General features: G+C 63.0%; 24 protein-coding genes and 1 tRNA gene. 13 read left to right on the top strand and 12 right to left on the bottom strand.

Annotation, left to right across the window (positions count from 1 at the left end; genetic code table 11):
• Positions 1–44 precede the first annotated feature (44 nt).
• Genes CRO22_RS04395 through CRO22_RS04385 form a run of 3 tightly spaced genes read left to right on the top strand, consistent with a single transcriptional unit; the run spans position 45 to position 2,856 of the window.
• Positions 45–926, top strand: a complete 882-nt coding sequence (locus CRO22_RS04395) for an ABC transporter permease (RefSeq protein WP_097068918.1) — start codon at positions 45–47, stop codon at positions 924–926.
• Positions 923–1,729 (top strand): ABC transporter permease, encoded by an 807-nt coding sequence (locus tag CRO22_RS04390; protein ID WP_097068917.1) that lies wholly within the window; start codon positions 923–925, stop codon positions 1,727–1,729. The genes CRO22_RS04395 and CRO22_RS04390 overlap by 4 nt, the downstream gene beginning before the upstream one ends.
• A gap of 50 nt (positions 1,730–1,779) precedes the next feature.
• Positions 1,780–2,856 (top strand): ABC transporter ATP-binding protein, encoded by a 1,077-nt coding sequence (locus CRO22_RS04385; protein WP_176518556.1) that lies wholly within the window; start codon positions 1,780–1,782, stop codon positions 2,854–2,856.
• Positions 2,857–2,998: 142 nt separating this feature from the next.
• Here the strand turns inward: CRO22_RS04385 and typA are convergent, their stop codons facing one another.
• The 5 genes from typA to CRO22_RS04360 all read right to left on the bottom strand — a co-directional run bounded on the left by typA (position 2,999) and on the right by CRO22_RS04360 (position 7,314).
• Positions 2,999–4,819, bottom strand: coding sequence for a translational GTPase TypA (gene typA / locus CRO22_RS04380; protein WP_097068916.1), 1,821 nt, complete (start codon positions 4,817–4,819; stop codon positions 2,999–3,001).
• 69 nt (positions 4,820–4,888) lie between these two features.
• Positions 4,889–5,221: a DMT family transporter gene (locus CRO22_RS04375; protein ID WP_245860883.1), complete on the bottom strand. Its 333-nt coding sequence runs from the start codon at positions 5,219–5,221 to the stop codon at positions 4,889–4,891.
• Positions 5,221–5,835: a YitT family protein gene (locus CRO22_RS04370; RefSeq protein WP_097068914.1), complete on the bottom strand. Its 615-nt coding sequence runs from the start codon at positions 5,833–5,835 to the stop codon at positions 5,221–5,223. The genes CRO22_RS04375 and CRO22_RS04370 overlap by 1 nt, the downstream gene beginning before the upstream one ends.
• Positions 5,836–5,903: 68 nt before the next feature.
• Positions 5,904–6,524, bottom strand: a complete 621-nt coding sequence (locus CRO22_RS04365; protein WP_281254741.1) for a YitT family protein — start codon at positions 6,522–6,524, stop codon at positions 5,904–5,906.
• 94 nt (positions 6,525–6,618) lie between these two features.
• Entirely contained in the window at positions 6,619–7,314 is a 696-nt protein-coding gene (locus tag CRO22_RS04360; protein ID WP_097068913.1) for a VPLPA-CTERM sorting domain-containing protein, read from the bottom strand.
• Between the two features lie 601 nt (positions 7,315–7,915).
• Between CRO22_RS04360 and CRO22_RS04355 the strand changes: the two genes are divergently transcribed.
• Positions 7,916–8,152: a hypothetical protein gene (locus tag CRO22_RS04355; protein WP_097068912.1), complete on the top strand. Its 237-nt coding sequence runs from the start codon at positions 7,916–7,918 to the stop codon at positions 8,150–8,152.
• A gap of 66 nt (positions 8,153–8,218) precedes the next feature.
• On the opposite strand, the gene CRO22_RS04350 is transcribed toward CRO22_RS04355, so the two are convergent.
• From CRO22_RS04350 to CRO22_RS04335, 4 genes are all read right to left on the bottom strand, one after another.
• Positions 8,219–9,433, bottom strand: coding sequence for an NADP-dependent isocitrate dehydrogenase (locus CRO22_RS04350; RefSeq protein WP_097068911.1), 1,215 nt, complete (start codon positions 9,431–9,433; stop codon positions 8,219–8,221).
• Between the two features lie 98 nt (positions 9,434–9,531).
• Positions 9,532–10,128, bottom strand: coding sequence for an HD domain-containing protein (locus tag CRO22_RS04345; RefSeq protein ID WP_097068910.1), 597 nt, complete (start codon positions 10,126–10,128; stop codon positions 9,532–9,534).
• Entirely contained in the window at positions 10,125–10,352 is a 228-nt protein-coding gene (locus CRO22_RS04340; protein ID WP_097068909.1) for a hypothetical protein, read from the bottom strand. The genes CRO22_RS04345 and CRO22_RS04340 overlap by 4 nt, the downstream gene beginning before the upstream one ends.
• On the bottom strand, positions 10,352–11,011 hold the full coding sequence (locus CRO22_RS04335; protein WP_097068908.1) for an alpha/beta hydrolase: 660 nt from the start codon (positions 11,009–11,011) through the stop codon (positions 10,352–10,354). Before CRO22_RS04335 ends, CRO22_RS04340 begins: the two co-directional genes overlap by 1 nt.
• Positions 11,012–11,246: 235 nt before the next feature.
• Here CRO22_RS04335 and CRO22_RS04330 point away from each other — a divergent pair, with 235 nt between their 5' ends.
• The 9 genes from CRO22_RS04330 (at position 11,247) to CRO22_RS04290 (ending at position 18,946) form a co-directional block, all read left to right on the top strand.
• Positions 11,247–11,705 carry a Fe-S cluster assembly transcriptional regulator IscR gene (locus CRO22_RS04330; RefSeq protein WP_097068907.1) on the top strand — a complete coding sequence of 153 codons (459 nt, stop codon included), beginning with the start codon at positions 11,247–11,249 and terminating at the stop codon, positions 11,703–11,705.
• A 74-nt stretch (positions 11,706–11,779) separates the two neighbouring features.
• Complete coding sequence (locus tag CRO22_RS04325) at positions 11,780–12,856, top strand: cysteine desulfurase family protein (RefSeq protein ID WP_097068906.1); 1,077 nt, start codon at positions 11,780–11,782, stop codon at positions 12,854–12,856.
• Between the two features lie 25 nt (positions 12,857–12,881).
• Positions 12,882–14,399, top strand: coding sequence for a Fe-S cluster assembly protein SufB (gene sufB, locus CRO22_RS04320; RefSeq protein ID WP_097068905.1), 1,518 nt, complete (start codon positions 12,882–12,884; stop codon positions 14,397–14,399).
• Between the two features lie 65 nt (positions 14,400–14,464).
• Positions 14,465–15,235: a Fe-S cluster assembly ATPase SufC gene (gene sufC, locus CRO22_RS04315; RefSeq protein WP_097068904.1), complete on the top strand. Its 771-nt coding sequence runs from the start codon at positions 14,465–14,467 to the stop codon at positions 15,233–15,235.
• Positions 15,235–16,470 (top strand): SufB/SufD family protein, encoded by a 1,236-nt coding sequence (locus CRO22_RS04310; RefSeq protein WP_097068903.1) that lies wholly within the window; start codon positions 15,235–15,237, stop codon positions 16,468–16,470. Before sufC ends, CRO22_RS04310 begins: the two co-directional genes overlap by 1 nt.
• 9 nt (positions 16,471–16,479) lie before the next feature.
• The gene (locus CRO22_RS04305) at positions 16,480–16,977 is read left to right on the top strand and encodes a YIP1 family protein (protein ID WP_097068902.1); all 498 of its coding nucleotides are present in this window, start codon (positions 16,480–16,482) and stop codon (positions 16,975–16,977) included.
• Complete coding sequence (locus CRO22_RS04300; RefSeq protein ID WP_097068901.1) at positions 16,974–17,564, top strand: YIP1 family protein; 591 nt, start codon at positions 16,974–16,976, stop codon at positions 17,562–17,564. Before CRO22_RS04305 ends, CRO22_RS04300 begins: the two co-directional genes overlap by 4 nt.
• A 12-nt stretch (positions 17,565–17,576) precedes the next feature.
• The gene (locus tag CRO22_RS04295) at positions 17,577–18,797 is read left to right on the top strand and encodes a cysteine desulfurase (RefSeq protein WP_097069200.1); all 1,221 of its coding nucleotides are present in this window, start codon (positions 17,577–17,579) and stop codon (positions 18,795–18,797) included.
• Positions 18,798–18,869: 72 nt separating this feature from the next.
• A tRNA-Arg gene (locus CRO22_RS04290) sits at positions 18,870–18,946 on the top strand.
• A gap of 55 nt (positions 18,947–19,001) precedes the next feature.
• Here CRO22_RS04290 and CRO22_RS04285 read toward each other — a convergent pair.
• From CRO22_RS04285 to CRO22_RS04275, 3 genes are all read right to left on the bottom strand, one after another.
• Positions 19,002–20,090 carry a tyrosine-type recombinase/integrase gene (locus CRO22_RS04285; RefSeq protein WP_097068900.1) on the bottom strand — a complete coding sequence of 363 codons (1,089 nt, stop codon included), beginning with the start codon at positions 20,088–20,090 and terminating at the stop codon, positions 19,002–19,004.
• 287 nt (positions 20,091–20,377) lie between these two features.
• Positions 20,378–20,575, bottom strand: coding sequence for a hypothetical protein (locus CRO22_RS04280; RefSeq protein ID WP_097068899.1), 198 nt, complete (start codon positions 20,573–20,575; stop codon positions 20,378–20,380).
• Positions 20,572–20,790, bottom strand: coding sequence for a hypothetical protein (locus CRO22_RS04275; protein ID WP_097068898.1), 219 nt, complete (start codon positions 20,788–20,790; stop codon positions 20,572–20,574). The genes CRO22_RS04280 and CRO22_RS04275 overlap by 4 nt, the downstream gene beginning before the upstream one ends.
• Positions 20,791–20,901: the final 111 nt, after the last annotated feature.

The raw sequence follows: 20,901 nt of genomic DNA, 5'->3' as shown, positions 1-20,901 counted from the left end.
GCTGAACGGCCCGATTGAGAGGCCATCGGGGAGAGGGGAACAAGATGTCGGCATCGCCCTGGCGGCGGCTCGCCCGTTCTGAAACGGCGAATGGCTATTTGATGGTCAGCCCGACGCTGATCTATGCGGTGCTGATGCTCGCCGCACCGCTCGTCACCATCCTCGCCTATTCCTTCTTCAAGGACGGCTATCTGGAGGTGATACACGAGTTCACTCTCTCCAACTATGCCGAGGCCTGGAGTGACCCGATCTTCCGCGCGATCCTGTTCCGTTCGGTGCTCGTTTCGGCGCTGGTGACGGCGGTGACGGTGCTGATGGCCTTTCCGATCGCCTATTTCATCTCTTTCAACGTGCCCGCGGCCACGAAATCGCGCTGGTTGTTCCTGATCACCATCCCGTTCTGGACCTCCTATCTGATCCGCGTGTTCCAGTGGAAAGTGATCCTTGGCTACAACGGGGTGATCAATTCCGTGCTCACGGGCCTTGGAATCGTCGATCAGCCGCTGCAGATGCTCAACACCATCGGCGCGATCGCCATCACCCTCGCCCATGCCTATGCGCCCTTTGCGATCCTGCCGATTTTCGTCAGCCTCGAAAAGATCGACCGCTCGCTCCTCGAGGCCGGACAGGATCTGGGCGAAAGCCGGCTGATGACCTTCTGGCGTGTCACGCTGCCCTTGGCCATGCCCGGCGTGATCGGCGCGGTGATGATCGTCTTCATCCCGACCATCGGCGATTACGTGACGCCGGTGATCATCGGCGGCGGCAAGCTGCCCATGGTCGCCAACATGATCCAGATGGATATGCTGAAGATCGACAACAAGCCGCTCGGCTCCGCGGTCGCTGTCTCGGCTATGGTCGTCGTGGCGGCGATCTCGCTTCTGTTTTTGTTCCTCAACCGCCGCTTCCTGAGGGGGCCGAAATGAAAGTCTCGGGCCTGCGGCTCTACGCGCTCTTCTATCTCGTCTTCCTCTACGCGCCGATCCTGCTTTTGCCGGTTTTTGCCTTCAATGACGGCACGGTGATTGCCTTTCCGCTCAAGGGCTTCACGCTTGAGTGGTTCCGCCAGATGCTCTCCAACGACACGCTCGGCGGCGCACTCACCAATTCGCTCATCATCGCCTGCTCGACGGCGATCCTGGCTACCACCTTTGGCGTCTTTGCCGCCCGTTCAAGCACACGCTACAGCTACCCCGGCAAGGCGGGGGTGATCGGGCTGATCATGCTGCCGCTCGTGCTTCCCGAAATCATCGTTGCGGTCTCGCTTCTGGTCGTGCTTCTGGGGATGGGGGTGAGCCTCTCGATCTTCACTGTGATCCTTGGCCATGTGCTGATTGCCACGCCCTATGCGATCGCGGTGCTCAATGCGGCCTTTTCCTCGCTCGATCGCTCGCTCGAAGAGGCGGCCTATGATCTGGGCGAGACCCGGCTCTCGACCTTCCGGCTGATCACCCTGCCGCTCGTGATGCCCGGCATCATCTCCTCGGCGCTGATGGCCTTCACCATCTCGCTGGACGAGTTCATCATCGCCTTCTTCCTCGCGGGCGAGCAGACCACGCTGCCGACCTATATTTATTCGCAGCTCCGCTTCCCGAAACAGATCCCGATGATCATGGCGCTCGGCACGGCCCTCGTGCTCGCCTCCATCGTGCTTCTGACCACGGCCGAATATGTCCGCCGCCGCGGGATCGCGAAGACCGGCGCCAAAGATACCGGAGGTTTCCTGTGACCGAACCCAATGTCGTCACCGCGCGGGTGCCGCTCGAAAGCCGCAAGAAGATGATCGAATTCGCCTCGGTGCAAAAATATTATGGCGATTATCACGCCCTGCGCGGCATCACGGCCACGATCCGCGAGGGCGAGTTCTTCTCGCTGCTGGGGCCGTCGGGCTGCGGCAAGACCACGCTGTTGCGCACCATCGCCGGGTTCGAGGATATTTCTTCGGGGGCGGTGCTGATCGACGGGCGTGACATGTCGGATGTGGCCCCCAACAAGCGCCCCACCAATATGGTGTTTCAGAGCTATGCGATCTTCCCGCATCTGACGGTGGCGGAGAATGTCGGCTTCGGGCTGCGCCGCGATCCGCGTCCGGCCGCCGAGAAGGCGCGCGCGGTCGAGGAAGCGCTCGAGATGGTCGGGCTGAAAGGCTATGGCGCGCGCGCGGCGCATGCGCTCTCGGGCGGGCAGCGACAGCGCGTGGCGCTGGCCCGCGCGCTGATCCTCAAGCCCAAGGTGCTGCTCCTCGACGAACCGCTCTCCGCGCTCGACAAGAAGATCCGCGAGCAGATGCAGGTCGAGCTGATCAAGCTGCAGCGCGAGGTGGGGATCACCTTCGTTCTGGTCACCCATGATCAGGAAGAGGCGCTGGTGATGTCCGACCGAATCGCGGTGATGTTCGAGGGCGAGATCGCCCAGCTTGCCGATCCCGAAACGCTCTACCGCCGCCCGGCCTCCCGCCGCGTTGCCGATTTCATCGGCGTGATGAACTTCCTGCCCGCGAACGTGCTGGGCGAGGGGGGAGGCCATGTGCAGCTTGAGGTCGCGGGCCTCGGCGCGGTCGATGTGACCGATGATCAGGCGCAGGCTAAGCCCACGGGCGAGGCGCCCGCGGTGGGCTTCCGCCCCGAGACGCTGACGATCCTTTACGAGGGGCAGGTGGCGAGCGAGCGCGAGGCGCCCGGCGTGATCGACGAAGTCGTCTATTACGGCGACATGACCTATTACGACGTCAAGCTCGACGGGGTGGAAACCCCGGTGCGGATCTCGATGCGCAATGTCTTCGGGCGCCCGGTGCTCGATGTCGGCACCCGCACGCGGGTGGCCTGGTCGCCCGGCGCACTCGTGCTCTTCCGGTAGCAGTCGCGGGGGCGCTGCCCCCGCACCCCCGGGATATTTGCGGCAAGATGAAGCGCTGTTTTCATCTTGCTCCAAATATCCCGGGGGGTGAATTTTGTGCGGCACGCACAAAAGAGGGGGGCAGCGCCCCCCTTCTTCCGTATCAGCCTTCCGAACGCGCGGCGCGTTTGCGCTCATGCGGGTCCAAAAGCCGCTTGCGCAGCCGCACGATCTTCGGCGTCACTTCAACGAGTTCATCATCGTCGATATAGGCGATCGCCTCTTCAAGGCTCATCCGCACCGGCGGGGTGAGCCGCACCGCTTCATCGGTGCCCGAGGCGCGGACGTTGGTCAGCTTCTTGCCCTTGAGCGGGTTCACCTCAAGGTCGTTGTCGCGCGAATGCTCGCCGATGATCATGCCCTCGTAGATCTGCTCCTGCGCGCCGATGAAGAGCTTGCCGCGCTCTTCGAGGTTCCACAGCGCATAGGCGACCGAAACGCCGTTCTCCATCGAGATCAGCACGCCCTGGCGGCGGCCCTGAATCGGGCCCTTGTAGGGCGTCCAGCCGTGGAAGATGCGGTTGAGAACACCGTTGCCGCGGGTGTCTGTCATGAACTCGCCCTGATAGCCGATCAGGCCGCGCGACGGCACATGGGCCACGATCCGGGTCTTGCCGTGGCCCGCCGGGCGCATTTCCACAAGGTCGCCCTTGCGCGGCCCGGTCAGCTTTTCGATCACCGCGCCGGAATATTCGTCGTCGACATCGACGATCACTTCCTCGATCGGTTCGAGCCGCTCGCCATTCTCCTCGCGGAAGATCACGCGCGGGCGCGAAATGGACAGTTCAAACCCTTCGCGGCGCATGTTTTCGATCAGCACGCCCATCTGAAGTTCGCCGCGGCCGGACACGACAAAGGCTTCGCCGCCGGGCGTATCTTCCACCCGGATCGCGACGTTCACCTCGGCCTCTTTCATCAGCCGCTCACGGATCACGCGGCTTTGCACCTTGGTGCCGTCCCGCCCTGCAAGCGGGCTGTCGTTGATGCCGAAAGTGACCGAGATCGTCGGCGGGTCAATCGGCTGCGCCGGGATCGGCGTGTCGATCTCGAGCGCGCAAAGCGTATCGGCCACGGTCGCCTTGGTCATGCCGGCGATGGTGACGATATCGCCCGCCTCGGCCACGTCGATCGGCTGTTGCGTCAGACCGCGGAAGGCGAGGATCTTGGTGCAGCGGAACTGCTCGATCCGCTCGCCGGTGCGCGAGAGCGCCTTGAGGCTGTCGCCCACCTTGAGGCGGCCCGCCTCGACACGGCCGGTGAGGATGCGGCCAATGAACGGGTCGGCCGAGAGCGTGGTGGCGAGCATCTGGAACGGCTCGTCGGCGCGGAATTCCTGCTTGGGCGGCTCCACATGTTCAAGGATCAGATCGAAAAGCGCGGAGAGATCCTGACGCGGGCCGTCCAGCTCCCGGTCCGCCCAGCCGCCGATGCCGGAGGCATAGACATGGGGGAAGTCGAGCTGCTCGTCGCTCGCGCCGAGGTTGGCGAAAAGGTCGAACACCTCGTTGAGCGCGCGGTCGGGCTCGGCGGCGGGCTTGTCGACCTTGTTGAGAACCACGATTGGCTTGAGGCCGAGCGCGAGCGCCTTCGAGGTCACGAATTTCGTTTGCGGCATCGGCCCTTCGGCGGCGTCGACAAGGAGGCACACGCCATCGACCATCGACAGGATCCGCTCCACCTCGCCGCCAAAATCGGCGTGGCCGGGGGTGTCGACGATGTTGATCCGCGTGCCTTTCCATTCGACCGAGGTGCATTTGGCCAGAATGGTGATGCCGCGTTCGCGTTCGATGTCGTTGCTGTCCATCGCCCGTTCGGCAACGGCCTGATTTTCCCGGAAAGAGCCCGACTGGCTCAGCAATTTGTCGACAAGGGTCGTCTTGCCGTGGTCAACGTGTGCGATGATCGCAATATTGCGAATGTCCATGAGGTCCGCCTGTTCGAGATTTGGGTGCCGCATACGGGAAAAGCGCTCGCTTGGCCAGCAATAAGCGCGTTACGGATGCCCTGCGGATGAAAACAGGTTGATGACAGCAATCCCCGCGATGATCAGGGCGATGCCGATCAGGGCAGGGGCGTCGAGGCGCTGCTGAAAGATCAGCCAGCCCGAGAGCGTGATCAGCACGATGCCGATGCCCGACCATAGCGCATAGGTGATACCCAAGGGCAGGGTTTTCAGCACCAGTGTGAAGAACCAGAACGCCGCGCCGAAGCCAAGGACCACCCCCACCGTTGGCCAGAACCGGGTGAATTGCTGCGAGGCCTGCAGGCAGGTGGAGCCGAAGGTCTCGAACATGACCGCAATGAGAAGGAGCAGATAGGTTTTCATCACGACACGATATACCAGTCGCGGCGATGGTTGAAGGCGATCACGAGATTGAGCACCAGCGCCCCCAGAAGCGACCAGCCCACCCGGTCGAGCGGCAAGAGCCAGAGCGCGAGCGCGAAGAGGCACAGATCATGCACGATCTGCACATAGCCCGCGCGCCAGCCGAGCTTGTCTTGCAAGATCAGTGCAATGATAGACACGCCGCCGAGCGAGCCCGAATGGCGAAAAAGACCCAAAAGCCCGACCCCTGCCGACACGCCAAAGAGGAGCGCCGCCGCCGCGGGATGGATCGTCTGCAGCAGCATAACGGGCTTGAGCGCCTCCGCCATCACCGAGACAAGGGTGACGGTGGCGAGCGATTTGACGCAGAAGACGGGCCCCCGCGCCCACCAGGCGAGTGCATAGAAGGGGATGTTGAGGGCGAAGAAGAGGGCGGAGAAGTTGAGCCCCGTCGCATAGGAAAGGATCAGCGCCGTGCCCGCGGTGCCGCCCGTCACGAGCCCTGCGGCGCGCAGCAGATGAATGCCGAGCGCCGCCTGCGCCGAGGCGATCACGAGGCCCTGGAGATCCTCGAAGACAGTGTAGCGGCGGGTCGGAAGAATGTCAGCATTCATGACCCAATGATGGGGCCGGAGGGCGGATCCGTCCAATGCAATAAGTGCATGGCGGCTATGCGCTCTGATCAGGTCGCGATATAGCGGTCGCGGCGGTGGTTCATCGCGATCACGAGGTTGATCACCAGCGCCCCAAGCGCCGAGACAGCGACCGTCTTCCAGTCGCGCAGGGTCAGCGCGAGAGCAAAGACGCAGGCATCGAAGATCAACTGCGTCCAGCCGGCGCGGAAACCCGTTTTGTCCTGCAGATAAAGCGCCATGATGCCCACTCCGCCGAGCGAGGCGCCATGGCGGAAGAGCGCGAGCAGGGCCGAACCCGAGAGGAAGCCGAAGATCACCGCACCGACCACCGGGTTCACATTCGCAAAACTCACATACTCCGGAAGATAGGCCGCCAGCAACGAGAGCGCGGCCACCGAGAGGAAGGTCTTGATCACGAATGTGAGCCCCATCCGCCGATAGCCGAACCAGTAGAAGGGCAGGTTGAGCGCGAAGAAAACCGGCCCGAAGCCCCAGCCGGTCGCGTAGGAAATGAGAACGGCAAGCCCCGCTGTCTGCCCGGTCACAAGGCCAAGATGGGTCAGCAGCACGATGCCGAAGGCGGCCATAGTGGCGCCATAGGCGATCCCCTGAACATCTTCGAAAGGGCTGTGGGACAGATCGGCGGGATCGTTTTGGGCAGCGGCCACGGGTTATCTCGCATCGTGAGTGGGGGCCCAAAGAAGGGCAGGGAACGATGCGTTCACATCATTCCCTGCCCGGGTTTGCAAACTATTTTACGGTTCAGGCGGCCGCCCTTTTCCGGCGGCGGACCAGCCCGAGGGCCGCAAGGCCGCTGAGGGTCAGCGGCAATGCCCCCATCAGAGGCACCACGTTCGTGTTGTTCGTCGACTGGTCATCGGTGGTCAGGCGGAAGTTGTCGAAAGTCACCGCTCCGCCATCGCGGCTGTTGGCGCTCAACCGGATCCCGAGCGAGGAGGCCGAGCTGCCGATGGCTGAGTTGTAGATCGAGGCGATGCTGAAGCTCAGCGTGTCGCCGACACTGAGCCCGCTCGTGCTGAACGTCCCGATCGTCCCGATCGAGGCGGCCTGAAAGTCCGAAATATTCTCCAGGTTATTGCCGAGATAGGCGTCGACGGTGATCGTTCCGCCATAAAGGAAGTCGTTCACGCCGCTGAACAGCCCCGCGAGTTGGTAAACGCCGAACGTCACGAAGGCGGTCGCGCTCGTCGCGAGCCCGGTCAGGTTGTATTCGGAAAGGCCGCGAACGTCCTCGGAAGAGAACGCGCCGACCTCTGCCTTGCCCGAGGGATTGCCGAAATCTCCCCCGGTGGACGAGTGGAAATGGCTTCCGACGCCCGTCCCGGTGCCGCTCGTCGCCACCGAGAAAGTGAACCCGTCAGTGATCGTGGAAGCCTGTGCCGAGATCGCGCCCAAAGCTGTCACGGCGATCGCAAGTGCGAAAGCTGTCTGTTTCATGGATGTCCCCTAAAATATCTCCCGTATCTCTAAAGTTAGTCTAAAAATCGATTCGAATAAACGAAATGTATATGTGATATTTATCATTATATATCAATTGTTTATTTGTTCAAGCCGTCAAAAGGACAGGGCGTCTGGCAGCGTTGGCCGGGTCCGGGGTAAGGGCTGGAACGCGCGCCATTCTGGCCCGGTCCGGTGCGTGTCTCCGAACCACCCCCCGGGGGGCGCACCTGTGGCGTGTGCGCAACGTTCAAGGGGGGCGGTGGCGCTGCCGGGGATATTTTTCTGGCCCGACTCGCCGGGCCATGCATTCTCCCGTTATCCGGCAATTTCAGACAGGAGGGCGGATCATGACAAACCATGCAACCACTCTCCGAACCGGTGGGTTTTCGATTGCGGCCCATGCCGTGGTCGTCGGCGCATATCCTACCGCGCCCGCAGGCCAGCGCTTCCACGCCTGACCCCCGCGAACCCCGGTGCCACTGCACCACGTCTGACCTTCGACCGGATCTTTCCCTTCCTCGCGCCTGATGCGCATGGCCAATGGCCGGGTCCGGTTCATTCCATCTCAACCAGAGGCCGGTCTCGCACCGGAAACCCCATGACACGGACTGACGACCCGGAGCTTTCGCTTCATCTGCACCTGGAAACCCTGATTGCGCTGCATGGCGCGCGGCGCGTGGTTCTGGCCGCGCTCGGGGCGCTGCTGCGCCCGCATGCGACCCGGCCGCTCGCCCAAAGCTTTGCCGAGATGGACGACCACATGCGGCGCGACATCGGCTTGCCGCCGCGGGGCCACTCGCCGCCGATGCCGCACTGGAGTTACTTCGGCTGGTGAAGTTTGCCCTGCAAGCAAATGAAAAGGGCCGGAAAAACCCGGCCCTTTCCGAAATCTGGTTCAGCCTCAGCCGGCCAGCGCCTTGCCGAGATATTCGTCCACCTTCTCAAGATAGCCCATCGTGGTGAGCCATTTCTGATCGGGGCCGACGAGCAGCGCGAGGTCTTTCGTCATGAAGCCATCTTCCACCGTCTGCACGCAGACTTTTTCGAGCGTGGTGGCGAATTTCGCCAGCGCCTCGTTGCCGTCGAGTTTGGCGCGGTGCTTGAGGCCCCCGGTCCAGGCGAAGATCGAGGCGATCGAGTTCGTCGAGGTTTCCTTGCCCGCCTGATGCTGGCGGTAGTGGCGCGTCACCGTGCCATGCGCGGCCTCGGCTTCGACGGTCTTTCCGTCGGGCGTCATCAGCACCGAGGTCATGAGGCCCAGCGAGCCAAAGCCCTGCGCCACGGTATCCGATTGCACGTCGCCATCGTAGTTCTTGCAGGCCCAGATATAGCCGCCCGACCATTTCAGCGCCGAGGCCACCATGTCGTCGATCAGCCGGTGCTCGTAATGGATGCCCGCCTTCTTGAATTCGGCCTCGAATTCTTCCTCATAGACTTTCTGGAACAGATCCTTGAAGCGGCCGTCATAGGCTTTCAGGATGGTGTTCTTGGTGGAGAGGTAAACCGGCCAGCCCTTCATGAGGCCATAGTTCATCGACGAGCGTGCGAAGTCGATGATCGACTGGTCGAGGTTATACATTCCCATCACCACGCCCGAACCGGGCGCGTCAAACACCTCGCGTTCGATCACCTCGCCGTCTTCGCCGACGAATTTGAGCGTGAGCTTGCCCTTGCCGGGGAAGCGGAAATCGGTGGCGCGATACTGGTCGCCAAAGGCGTGACGGCCCACGACGATCGGCTGGGTCCAGCCCGGCACGAGGCGCGGCACGTTTTTGCAGATGATCGGCTCGCGGAAGATCACGCCGCCCAGAATGTTGCGGATCGTGCCGTTCGGCGATTTCCACATCTGCTTGAGGTTGAATTCCTGCACCCGCGCCTCGTCGGGCGTGATCGTGGCGCATTTCACCGCCACGCCGACCTCTTTGGTCTTCAGCGCGGAATCGATGGTGATCTGGTCGTTGGTGCGGTCACGCTCCTCGATGCCCAGATCGTAGTAGAGCAGATCGACATCAAGATAGGGCAGGATCAGTTTTTTCTTGATGAAATCCCAGATGATCCGGGTCATCTCGTCGCCGTCCATCTCGACGATGGGATTGTCTACCTTGATCTTGGTCATGGGGGCCTCACGGTTGGTGACTCGTTGGCCGTCTTTTACCCTGTTCCGAGGGGCTTGGCTAGCCTTGTATGCGGTTGTATACCGCTGCGGCGCAGCGCTCAGCGTCCGCGGGCGTCAAACCAGGGGCGGATGCGGGCCTGCACCCAGTCCCACACACCGGGCAGGCCGCGGGCGATCTTGGTGCCCACGCGGGTTTCGAGTTCCTCCCATTGCACATCGTAATCGACCCAGGAGCCGCCACCCGCCTGTTCGTTCAAAAGCACCGGCTGGGTGCGGTCGAGCGATTTGGCGTAAATGGCCGTCGGCGTCTCATTGGCCTCAAACTCTTCCCAGAGTGCTTGAAATTCGTCCGCCATGTCCTTGGGCAGAATGCCAAAAATGCGTTTTGCAGCAGCAAGCTCGGCGGCCTGGATCTCGGCGGAGCCATGCGCCGTGCCATTTGCCAGATGGATCGGCACGTCTCCGACATCGATTTCGACAATGTCGTGGATCAGGAGCATCCTCACCGCGCGCAGCACATCAACGCCGGGCGCGGCCTGATCGGCGAGCACGAGCGCATAAAGCGCCAAGGTCCAGCTGTGCTCGGCCGAGTTTTCGGGGCGGGAGGCATCGTGGATCGGTGTGGCCCGTGTCACCGACTTCAGCTTTTCGACTTCGGCCAGAAAAGCGAATTGCGTGGCCAGTCTTTCCGTCATTCGCCCTTCAGCGCCTTCACGCGGGTCTCGAAGAACGTCCGGCCGCGGTCGGCGGCCATGTGCAGCCGGCACGCCGTCATGAAGGCCTCCTGCAGCGAGGGAGAGGAGGTGCCGATGTAGTTCCCCACCTCCATGAAGAGCCGCTCGCCTTTCTCGCCGAGTTCGCGTTGCGCCGCCATCACATCGGCGGCGAGCGCTTCGGCGAGATCGTCGAGCAGCGCCATCAGCGCGAGCCCTCGGTCAGGCGGCGCTTCACGTAAGACTGCACCGTGTCGATCATCGGCTTCATATGCGCCTCGTCATCCTTGAAGAAGTGATCCGCGCCTTCGATCTCCTCGTGCGTAATGGTGATCCCCTTCTGCTCGCGCAGCTTGGAGACCAGCGCATGGGTATCCTTCGGCGGGGCGATCCGGTCGGCGGTGCCGTTGATGATCAGCCCAGACGAAGGGCAGGGCGCGAGGAACGAAAAATCATACATGTTCGCGGGCGGAGCAACCGAGATGAAGCCGGTGATCTCGGGGCGGCGCATCAGAAGCTGCATGCCGATCCAGGCGCCAAAGGAGAAACCCGCAACCCAGCAATGCTTGGAGTTCGGGTTCATCGCCTGCAGGTAATCGAGCGCGGAGGCGGCATCGGACAGCTCGCCGATCCCCTGATCATATTCGCCCTGGCTGCGCCCCACGCCCCGGAAATTGAAGCGCAGCACGGTGAAGCCGAGTTTGTGAAAGGCGTAATGCAGGTTGTAGACGACCCGGTTGTTCATCGTGCCGCCATATTGCGGATCGGGATGCAAAAAAATCGCGATCGGCGCATCGGGGGCGGGTTGGGGATGGTAACGGCCTTCAAGGCGGCCTTCGGGACCAGGAAAAATGACTTCGGGCATGCTCGCTCGCTCGGCTTCGCCGTTTTGCTTGGGGGCTGCGGCGGTGCGCGAACTTGACGCTCTCGCGCCGAGCCCCTAGGACGAAAACGGTCCGGCACGATGCCGGGGTTTCGGATGCTCCCGAGTTAAGCGGCCCGGGGCGCGGCGTCAATGCTTCGCCCACTCTCGTTCTGGATGTAAAAGCGAGTGTGGCGCGAAAACCGAGGGGGCCGGGGCGGACTGCCGGGAGGAACGCATGAAACTTTCGACAAAGGGGCGCTACGCGATGGTGGCGCTGGTCGATCTGGCCACGGTCGGGCCGACGCAGATGACCTCGCTCGCCGAGATTTCGAAACGGCAGGATATCTCGCTGCCTTATCTGGAGCAGCTTTTCGTGCGGCTGCGCCGCGCCGGGCTTGTCGCCTCGGTGCGCGGCCCGGGCGGCGGCTACAAGCTCGCCCGCGATCCCGCCGAGATCCGCATCTCCGATGTGTTTGAGGCGGTGGACGAAACCGTCTCGGCGCTTCACGTCGGGGCGGGCGCCTCGGGGGGGATTTCGGGCTCGCGCGCGCAATCGCTCGCCAACCGGCTCTGGGAGAGCCTCTCGGCGCAGGTCTTCGTGTTTTTGCACCAGACCACGCTCGAGGATGTGGTGAAGAACACACTCAAACCCTGCCCGGCGGTGCCGAGCCTGTTCTCGGTTGTCGACGACTGAGGGGCCGTGGTTGAAACCGCTCGGCTTTTGCCGGAAGAAAGGGCAAGACCCTCGCACAGATCGGCCCGCCTGACATGAAACGCCTCTACCTCGACTGGAACGCCACAACGCCCTTGCGCCCCGAGGCGAAGGCGGCGATGGGGCAGGCGATGGATCTGTGGGGAAACCCTTCCTCGGTCCATGCCGAAGGGCGGGCGGCGAAGGCGCTGATCGAGCGCGCGCGCGGCCAGATTGCCGCCGCACTTGGTGCCGAGGGCGCGGATATCATTTTCACCTCCGGGGCGACGGAGGCCGCGGCGCTGGCGCTGGCGGGGCGCGGTATCCTTTGTGGTGCGGTCGAGCATGATGCCGTTGCGGCCTGGTGCGCGGCGTCGCTGCCCGTCGATGGCTGGGGGCGGGTCTTTGTGACCGAACCTGCGCGGGCCACGCTGCAACTCGCCAATTCCGAAACCGGGGCGATTCAGAGCCTCCCCGAGGGGCTCTGGGCGGCGGACCTGACTCAGGCTTTTGGCAAGATTCCTTTTGCCTTCAACTGGCTGGGCGTGACTTGCGGTTTCATTTCCGCCCATAAATTGGGCGGGCCCAAGGGCATCGGGGCGCTGGTGGTCCGGCGTGGCACGGAAATTGCGGCGCTGCTGAAAGGCGGCGGGCAGGAGATGGGGCGGCGCGCGGGCACGGAAAACCTGATCGGAATCGCCGGTTTCGGCGCTGCGGCAGAGGCTGCGGCACGCGATCTGGCGGCCGGGATCTGGGAGGAAGTCGCCCAAGTTAGAAATATTCTAAAAGATGCTCTGGAAATCCCGACGAAAGAAGTCTATTTTCCGGGCAGGGAGACGCCGCTAGAGTGCGAAGCGTTGGAGGATGGGCCGCTTGCGGTTCTGCCCAACACGCTTTCGGTGATTGCGCCGGGCTGGAAAGGGGAGACGCAGGTGATGCGGATGGACCTTGCCGGCTTTGCCATCTCGGCGGGCTCGGCCTGTTCTTCGGGCAAGGTGCGCGCGAGCCGCGTGCTGGCCGCGATGGGATGGGGAGAAGATGAGGCCGGTTCGGCGATGCGGGTATCGCTCGGGCCGGGTGTGACAGGGGACGAGGTGTTGCGCTTTGCCGATGTTTGGCGCGCCGCCTTTCAGAAGCACCGCGCCAGACAGTGACGCGGAGGGAACGCGGAAAGGAACGATGGTGATGCAGGACGCAGACATCCGCGAGGGCGTGGACCGCGAAACGGTCGAAACGGTGCAGAACATGGGCTCCTACAAATACGGCTGGGAGACCGAGATCGAGATGGAATATGCCCCCAAGGGCATCTCCGAAGAGATCGTGCGGCTGATTTCGAAAAAGAACGACGAGCCCGAATGGATGCTGGACTGGCGTCTTCAGGCCTATGCGCGCTGGGTCGGCATGACCGAGCCGGACTGGGCGCTCCTCGATCTGCCGAAGATCGACTATCAGGATCTCTATTATTACGCGCGCCCGAAAAGCATGGTGGAAAAGCCGAAGTCGCTCGACGAGGTGGACCCGAAGCTTCTGGCAACCTACGAAAAACTCGGCATTCCGCTGAAGGAGCAGATGATCCTTGCGGGCGTTGAGGGGGCCGAGAACATCAATCTCGAAGAGCGTCAGGTCGCTGTCGATGCGGTCTTTGACTCGGTCTCGGTCGGCACAACCTTCAAAGCGAAGCTTGCCGAAGCCGGCGTGATTTTCTGCTCCATCTCCGAGGCGATCAAGGAACACCCGGAGCTCGTGCAAAAATACCTCGGATCGGTTGTGCCGCAGACGGACAATTACTTCGCCACGCTCAATTCGGCCGTGTTCTCCGATGGCTCCTTCGTCTATGTGCCGCCGGGCACGCGCTGCCCGATGGAGCTTTCGACCTATTTCCGCATCAATGCCGAAAACACCGGGCAGTTCGAGCGCACGCTGATCATCTGCGACCGGGGCGCCTATGTGAGCTACCTCGAAGGCTGCACCGCCCCCAAGCGCGACACCGCGCAACTCCATGCGGCGGTTGTGGAAATCGTCGTTCTGGAAGATGCCGAGGTGAAATATTCCACGGTGCAGAACTGGTTCCCCGGCGACGAGGAGGGCAAGGGCGGGATCTACAACTTCGTCACCAAACGCGCCGATTGCCGCGAGGCCCGCGCCAAGGTGATGTGGACGCAGGTCGAGACCGGCTCGGCGATCACCTGGAAATACCCCTCCTGCATCCTGCGCGGCGACGAAAGCTCGGGCGAATTCTACTCGATCGCCATTGCCAACAATTTCCAGCAGGCCGATACCGGCACGAAAATGGTGCATCTGGGCAAGAACACCCGCTCGCGCATCGTGTCGAAAGGCATCTCGGCGGGGCAGGCGCAAAACACCTATCGCGGGCTTGTCAGCATGCACCCGCGCGCCAAGAATTCGCGCAACTACACCCAATGCGACAGCCTGCTGATCGGCGACAAATGCGGCGCCCATACCGTGCCTTACATCGAGGTGAAGAACAATTCTTCCCGCGTCGAGCATGAGGCCACCACCTCAAAGGTCGATGACGATCAGCTCTTTTACTGCCGCGCCCGCGGCGTGGGCGAGGAGGAGGCGGTGGCGCTGGTCGTCAACGGGTTCTGCCGCGACGTGTTGCAGGCGCTGCCGATGGAATTTGCCATGGAAGCGCAATCGCTCGTGGCCATCTCGCTTGAAGGCTCGGTGGGCTGAGCCCCGCCGCGCTTTCCAAACCTTTCCCGCCCGGTCTTTCGCACCGCTGACCCAAGGACGAAAAAATGCTTGAAATCAAGAATCTGCACGTCAAACTTCAAGATGAGGACAAGGTGATCCTCAAGGGGATGAACCTCACGGTTGAAACGGGCAAGGTGCATGCGATCATGGGGCCGAACGGCTCGGGCAAATCCACCATGAGCTATGTGCTCTCGGGCAGAGACGGCTATGAGGTGACCGAGGGGTCCGCCACGCTCGGCGGCAAGGAACTCCTCGACATGGAGCCCGAAGAGCGCGCCGCCGCCGGCCTCTTTCTGGCCTTCCAGTATCCGGTGGAGATCCCGGGCGTGGGCAACATGACCTTCCTGCGCACCGCGCTCAATGCGCAACGGAAGGCGCGCGGTGAAGAGGAGCTTTCGGCCGGCGAGTTCCTCAAGCTCGTGCGGGAAAAAGCGAAAACGCTGAAGATCGACGCCGACATGCTCAAGCGCCCGGTCAATGTAGGCTTTTCGGGCGGCGAGAAGAAGCGCAACGAGATCCTGCAGATGGCGATGCTCGAGCCGAAGATGTGCATTCTCGACGAGACCGACTCGGGCCTCGATGTCGATGCGATGCGGCTTGTCGCCGATGGGGTGAACGCGCTGCGCGCGCCCGACCGCTCCTTCCTCGTGATCACGCACTACCAGCGGCTTCTCGACCACATCAAACCCGATGTCGTGCATATCATGGCCGATGGCCGGATCTTGCAGACCGGCGGGCCGGAGCTGGCACTTGAAGTCGAGAACAACGGCTATGCCGAGATCCTCGCGGCGCATGGGCTGACGGAGGCGAAGTGATGGCGGATGCTCTGACGGCAGGGCCGGGCTTCGTCCCGGAACGGAAGGCGGCCGCCGAGCGGCTCGGCGCAATGGGCCTGCCTGGCCGGCGCGACGAATACTGGCGCTGGACCGATCCGGCCACGCTCAACGCGCCGGACCCTAAGCCCGCACAGGCGGGCGAGGCGGAAGCGCCACTCTTCGATGCGCTCGACCGGCTCAAGGTCGTGTTCGTCGATGGTGTGTTCGATGCGGGGGCCTCGGACGATCTGAGCCTTGCGGGCGTCGAGATCACGCGGCTTGCCACATCCGCGCCGGGTTGGGCAGAGGGGCTTTACGGCACGCTCGAAGCCACCGGGCAGGTGCCGGTGAAACGCCCCTTTGCCGCGCTCAACACCGCACAGGCGACGGACGGGCTTTTGATCCGCGTCACGGCCGCGGCGGCAAAGCCGATCAACCTTATTTATGTTCATAAATCAGAGACTTCTGATCCGATCCTGCACCATCTGATCCGGCTTGAAGAAGGGGCAGAACTCACACTTCTGGAAACCGGCCCGGCGGGCGCGCGGTTCAACAAGGCGATGGAGGTTGACCTCGCCAAGGGCGCGCGCTTCCATCATATCCGCATTCAGGGCCCCGATCAGGAACGCCGCGCGGTCACGCATATCTTTGCACGGCTGGCGGATGCGGCGCTCTTCAAGAGCTTCACGCTGACCTTCAACGGCGTGCTCACCCGCAACGAGGCCTTTGTCGAGATGCTGGGCGATGATGCTATGGCCCATGTCGCGGGCGCGGCTCTGGGAGATGGCCGCGATGGCGCCTTCCACCATGACGACACCGTTTTTGTCACCCACGATGGCCTGCGCGGCGAAAGCCGCCAGGTGTTCAAGAAAGTGCTCAAAGGCGGCGCGATCGGCACGTTTCAGGGCAAGATCCTCGTCAAGCCCGGTGCGCAGAAAACCGATGGTTATCAAATCAGCCAGTCGCTTCTGCTCGATGACGACAGTCAGTTCCTTGCCAAGCCCGAGCTCGAGATCTATGCCGACGACGTGAAATGTTCGCATGGCTCCACCACCGGCGCCATTGACGAGACGGCGCTGTTTTACTTGCGCTCGCGCGGCGTTCCCGAGGAAGACGCGAAGGGCCTGCTGGTCCTGAGCTTTCTCGCCGATGCGATCGACGAGATTGAAGACGCGGCGCTGAAAGAGGAGATTGTCGCGCGGCTCGAAGACTGGCTGGCGCGGCACCGCAGCTGAGGAGCCCACATGGCCGCCGTCGACGATATATTGCGTAGCTACCGCAGACCGGGAGAGGTGGTGCGCGCGCATCTTGGCCGCGCCCGCTCCGAGCCGCGGCTCTTCACGCTCCTCTTTTCGGCGCTGGTGGTGATCTTTGTGGGCCAATGGCCGCGGCTCGCGCGTCAGGCGTTTGAAACCCCCGATGTGCCGTTGCCGGGGCTTCTTCTGGGCACGGCGATGGCGCTCGCTGCCGTCACGCCCTTCATTTACCTTCTTGCGTGGCTCGTGGGGCAGGGACTGCGGATCTTCCGCGGCAGGGGGGACAATTACGGCAGCCGACTTGCGCTCTTCTGGGCGCTGCTCGCCGTCTCGCCGCTCATGCTCTTGCAGGGCCTCGTTCTGGGTCTGATCGGGCCGGGGTTGCAGGCGAATGTGATTGGCGGCATCGTCTTTGCCGTCTTCGCGCTCTTCTGGGCTTTCGGGTTGAAAGTGACCCAGTTCGACGCCGCCGGGGCGCCCGCATGAACCTTGCGCTTTACCTCCAACTGGTGCGGCTCAGCCTGACGGATCCGAATGCCGCTGCCTTCCGGGTGACGACATTGCTCGACACGGCCAAGGCGCGCTGGCTGGCTCTGGCCGCCGTGGTCACCACCGGTGCCGCGCTTGGCGCCTTTGCGGAACTGCTCTTCTCCTTCATGACCGGAACCGATCTCGGTCCCGCCGCCTCGCCGGTCAAGCTCGGCATCGTGCAGGCGGTCTTGCTGATCTATGCCGCAGGGGCGATGACGCTGTTTGGACGTCAGTTCGGCGGCACCGGGCGCTTTGGCGATGCGCTGAGCCTCGTGGTCTGGATCGAGGCGGTGATGGTTGGCGGGCAGATCTTGCAGCTTCTCTTGATGGTGCTGTTTCCGCTGGTGTCCGTGGTGCTCACGCTTGCGCTCTTCGCGCTGATGCTCTGGCTTCTGGTGCGCTTCACCGCCACGCTCCATGGCTTTGAAAACCTGTTCCTGACGGCGGCAGGGGTGCTTGCGGTGTTCTTCGGCTCGGCGATGGTGCTGGGCGCGCTGATCCTCGGGCTGGGGATCTCCCCGTCGTTTCTGGCGGAAAGCTGAAAGGGCTTGATGATGTTCGATGTCGAAAAGATCCGCGCCGATTTCCCGATCCTGTCGCGCCAGGTGCACGGCAAACCGCTGGTCTATCTCGACAACGGCGCCTCGGCGCAAAAGCCGCTCTGCGTGATCGAGGCGATGGATCAGATGTATCGCGAAGATTATGCCAATGTGCACAGGGGCTTGCACACGCTCTCGAATATCTCGACCGAGCGCTATGAGGGCGTGCGGGCGACCGTGGCCAAGTTCCTCAACGCGCCCGACGAACATGAGATCGTCTTCACCACGGGCTCGACCGAGGGCATCAACCTCGTCTCCTATGCCTGGGCCGCGCCGCGCCTTGAGCCGGGCGACGAGATCGTGCTCTCGATCATGGAGCATCACGCCAATATCGTGCCCTGGCACTTTTTGCGCGAGCGGCAGGGGGTGGTGCTGAAATGGGTCGAGATCGAGCCCGATGGCAGCCTGCCGGCCGAAAAGGTGCTGGAGGCGATCGGGCCGCGCACCAAGCTTGTCGCCATTACTCATATGTCGAACGTGCTGGGCACACTGGTCGATGTGAAGACCATTTGCGCCGGCGCACGCGAGAAGGGCGTGCCGGTGCTGGTCGATGGCTCGCAAGGCTCGGTGCATGGCCCGGTGGATGTGAAGGACATCGGCTGCGATTTTTACGCCATCACCGGCCACAAGCTTTACGGGCCGAGCGGCTCGGGCGCGATCTATATCACGCATGAGCGGATGGCAGAGATGCGCCCCTTTATTGGCGGCGGCGACATGATCGACACCGTCACCCGCGACGCGGTCAGCTATGCCAAACCGCCGATGCGGTTTGAGGCGGGCACGCCCGGGATCGTGCAGCAGATCGGCCTTGGCGTGGCACTCGACTATCTGATGCGTATCGGCATGGAGAATGTCGCGCGGCACGAGGCCGATTTGCGCGCCTATGCAGAGAGCCGCCTCAAGGGTCTGAACTGGCTCAACATTCAGGGCATGGCGGCAGAGAAGGGGGCGATCTTCTCCTTCACCCTCGAAGGCACCGCGCATGCCCATGACATCTCGACCATCCTCGATCAGCGCGGGGTTGCGGTGCGCGCAGGCAGCCATTGCGCGATGCCGCTTTTGCAATCGCTCGGGCTGAGCGCCACCGCGCGCGCTTCCTTCGCGATGTACAACACCCGCGCCGAGGTGGATGCGCTCGTCTCCGCGCTCGAGCTTTGCCACGATCTTCTGGGCTGAGCCGAAATCCCGCGCCGGGGGCACACAGAGCGGTTGCAGCCCCCGGATTTTCCCGCTATCAACCGCCAAGCTGCACCCGTAGCTCAGCTGGATAGAGTACTGCCCTCCGAAGGCAGGGGTCACAGGTTCGAATCCTGTCGGGTGCGCCAATCAAATCAAGAAGTTAACTGCCGTTCTTTTGCGCTCGAAAAGTGCGCGTATCTGTTACTTGTAACGGTTTGCCGCCCTTGACACCCCGTCGAGCGCATCGCGTGCCGATTCCATATGGTCCGGGGCGTGGTGCCCATAGACCCGCTCGATCGTCTCGATCGAGGTCGAGAAGAAGCCTGCGACATGCCATTTGTCGGCGCCGCCCTGGAGCGCCCAGGTGATCGCGGTATGCTTGAGGGTGTGCGGGGTCACATCTTCAAGCCCTGCCGATGCCGCGGCCTTGGCGAACCCGCGTTTGATATTCCCGACGCGAGCGCCTTGATATTCGACAGCCCACCGTGCGCCCGCGGCGCGCCAGCGTTTGAGATGCGCGAGAAGCTTGCGCGGAATTGGCGCGGGGCTGCGCCGCTTGTTGGTGGTGCGCTCGCCCTCGGCCATGCGATACATGATGCCGTTGGAGAGATCGAACCATCCCCCGACCGTGTTCGGCTCGAATCCCATGCGCAATAGGGCGTCCTTGCGTGTGCCGGTGTAGAGGCCAATCAGGATAAACCGGGCGATGTGGCTCGCCTTGTGCCCGCGATAGGCGTCCCAGATCAGCCTGGCGGCCTCGGATCGGGTCAAGTATCTTTCTCGCGGCGCTGTTTTCTCGGGGAGCGTCACGGCAGGCACGGACAACACATGTCCCTCGTGATGACAGTAGTTCAGCGCAGCCTGCAGCGTGCCGAGCTCCCGCCGGACTGTTGCGGGTGACACAGGGCGGCTTTCCCCTTCCGGGCAGCCTGCCGTTGTGCGCCGGGTTTTGGCGTATCTGCGGCAGGTCTCGCCTTTGACATGCGCCACTTTGAGCGGGCCCCAGAAGGGGAGCAGGGCCTCGATCGCATAACCGATACGCTCAGGAGCTGCGACAGTTGGGGCGTATTCCTCGGCGTAGATCGTCAGGATCTCGGCGATGGTTATCTCGTGCGCGGCAAGGGCAACACTGCTGCGCCCCTTTGTGGCGATGTAAGCCGCGAGGGCTTTTTCAGCATCTGCGCGGCTGATGCAGCCCGTTGACTGGTCAGGGCATCCGGTGTCTCGGATATACCAGTACGGACGGTGGGCAAACTTGTGGAGGCGGGGGCCTTTTGCTGGTCTCGGCATTTTTCGATCAACTCCCCGAGGCGATATCTTTCGATGCGGATCGCGCGCCCCATGCGCACGAGGTATCCGTGCTTCTCCGCAGCGGTGCGCAGGCTGCGCTTTGGCACGCCAAGCTCCGCGGCTGCAGCATCAATGGTTAAGAGGTCATGCTTGCTCATCGCGTCACCCGCTGCGGGCCTCCTGTTGCTGTTCGTTTTGTCCGCCCCATTGCTCGGCACAGGCCACGGTGGCGCCGGGCGTGGGCGGGGCGAGTTTCATTGTCGACATCAACGCGGGCAGCCCGCGCGTCACGCGAGCGCTTCCAGAAACAGTGCGGCCCCCGCGGCGAGAAGCCCTGCCGAGCCGTGAATGAGGATGCCGAGGCGGGCGCCGCGGCCCGGTTCATCGGCGAGCTCGCGCGCAGTTGCCGTTGCATAGGCTTGATGAAAGCCCGCAGCGGCGGCGCAGAGCGTGGCGAGGCCAAGGGCGAGGCACAGGGGGCTCATCGGGGTGCTCCTGTCGTGAGTTCGCTCCATGCGGGGCGCGGGCCTTCGAGTGGCGTGAGCTTCACGGCGAGGCCGGACAACAGGCTGCGCGTGATGTGACCTTGCAGCCAGCCGCGGCCACCGGGGGTATCATAGTCGATCTCGCGGGTGCCATCCTCGCGGATCACTTCTTCCAGTTCGGGATCAATCGTTTGAACGCAGACAGGGAATGTCATTTGGGTCTCTCATATTGGGGAGCTGCGGCGCGCTGCAAAGGGGAAGGCGCGCCGCAGCGTTACCCCGCGCGGGGGAGGTGCGCGGGGATCTCAGATCATGCCGAGGGCGGA

Source organism: Rhodobacter maris, from assembly GCF_900217815.1.
Classification (GTDB): Bacteria; Pseudomonadota; Alphaproteobacteria; order Rhodobacterales; family Rhodobacteraceae; genus Rhodobacter; species Rhodobacter maris.
Note: the sequence above shows the minus strand (reverse complement) of the source record. Positions and strands in the feature narration are given on the sequence as shown.

Excerpts from the sequence above, each read along its gene's own strand:
- CRO22_RS04310 (WP_097068903.1), top strand. The coding sequence starts at position 15,235 with ATGGCGGATGCTCTGACGGCAGGGCCGGGCTTCGTCCCGGAACGGAAG.
- CRO22_RS04350 (WP_097068911.1), bottom strand. The coding sequence starts at position 9,433 with ATGACCAAGATCAAGGTAGACAATCCCATCGTCGAGATGGACGGCGAC.
- CRO22_RS04335 (WP_097068908.1), bottom strand. The coding sequence starts at position 11,011 with ATGCCCGAAGTCATTTTTCCTGGTCCCGAAGGCCGCCTTGAAGGCCGT.
- CRO22_RS04355 (WP_097068912.1), top strand. The coding sequence starts at position 7,916 with ATGACACGGACTGACGACCCGGAGCTTTCGCTTCATCTGCACCTGGAA.
- CRO22_RS04375 (WP_245860883.1), bottom strand. The coding sequence starts at position 5,221 with ATGAAAACCTATCTGCTCCTTCTCATTGCGGTCATGTTCGAGACCTTC.
- CRO22_RS04385 (WP_176518556.1), top strand. The coding sequence starts at position 1,780 with ATGATCGAATTCGCCTCGGTGCAAAAATATTATGGCGATTATCACGCC.
- CRO22_RS04395 (WP_097068918.1), top strand. The coding sequence starts at position 45 with ATGTCGGCATCGCCCTGGCGGCGGCTCGCCCGTTCTGAAACGGCGAAT.
- CRO22_RS04295 (WP_097069200.1), top strand. The coding sequence starts at position 17,577 with ATGTTCGATGTCGAAAAGATCCGCGCCGATTTCCCGATCCTGTCGCGC.
- CRO22_RS04300 (WP_097068901.1), top strand. The coding sequence starts at position 16,974 with ATGAACCTTGCGCTTTACCTCCAACTGGTGCGGCTCAGCCTGACGGAT.
- CRO22_RS04275 (WP_097068898.1), bottom strand. The coding sequence starts at position 20,790 with ATGACATTCCCTGTCTGCGTTCAAACGATTGATCCCGAACTGGAAGAA.
- CRO22_RS04390 (WP_097068917.1), top strand. The coding sequence starts at position 923 with ATGAAAGTCTCGGGCCTGCGGCTCTACGCGCTCTTCTATCTCGTCTTC.
- CRO22_RS04360 (WP_097068913.1), bottom strand. The coding sequence starts at position 7,314 with ATGAAACAGACAGCTTTCGCACTTGCGATCGCCGTGACAGCTTTGGGC.
- CRO22_RS04370 (WP_097068914.1), bottom strand. The coding sequence starts at position 5,835 with ATGAATGCTGACATTCTTCCGACCCGCCGCTACACTGTCTTCGAGGAT.
- sufC (WP_097068904.1), top strand. The coding sequence starts at position 14,465 with ATGCTTGAAATCAAGAATCTGCACGTCAAACTTCAAGATGAGGACAAG.
- CRO22_RS04330 (WP_097068907.1), top strand. The coding sequence starts at position 11,247 with ATGAAACTTTCGACAAAGGGGCGCTACGCGATGGTGGCGCTGGTCGAT.
- CRO22_RS04285 (WP_097068900.1), bottom strand. The coding sequence starts at position 20,090 with ATGCCGAGACCAGCAAAAGGCCCCCGCCTCCACAAGTTTGCCCACCGT.
- CRO22_RS04340 (WP_097068909.1), bottom strand. The coding sequence starts at position 10,352 with ATGGCGCTGCTCGACGATCTCGCCGAAGCGCTCGCCGCCGATGTGATG.
- CRO22_RS04280 (WP_097068899.1), bottom strand. The coding sequence starts at position 20,575 with ATGAGCCCCCTGTGCCTCGCCCTTGGCCTCGCCACGCTCTGCGCCGCC.
- CRO22_RS04345 (WP_097068910.1), bottom strand. The coding sequence starts at position 10,128 with ATGACGGAAAGACTGGCCACGCAATTCGCTTTTCTGGCCGAAGTCGAA.
- CRO22_RS04325 (WP_097068906.1), top strand. The coding sequence starts at position 11,780 with ATGAAACGCCTCTACCTCGACTGGAACGCCACAACGCCCTTGCGCCCC.
- sufB (WP_097068905.1), top strand. The coding sequence starts at position 12,882 with ATGGTGATGCAGGACGCAGACATCCGCGAGGGCGTGGACCGCGAAACG.
- typA (WP_097068916.1), bottom strand. The coding sequence starts at position 4,819 with ATGGACATTCGCAATATTGCGATCATCGCACACGTTGACCACGGCAAG.
- CRO22_RS04305 (WP_097068902.1), top strand. The coding sequence starts at position 16,480 with ATGGCCGCCGTCGACGATATATTGCGTAGCTACCGCAGACCGGGAGAG.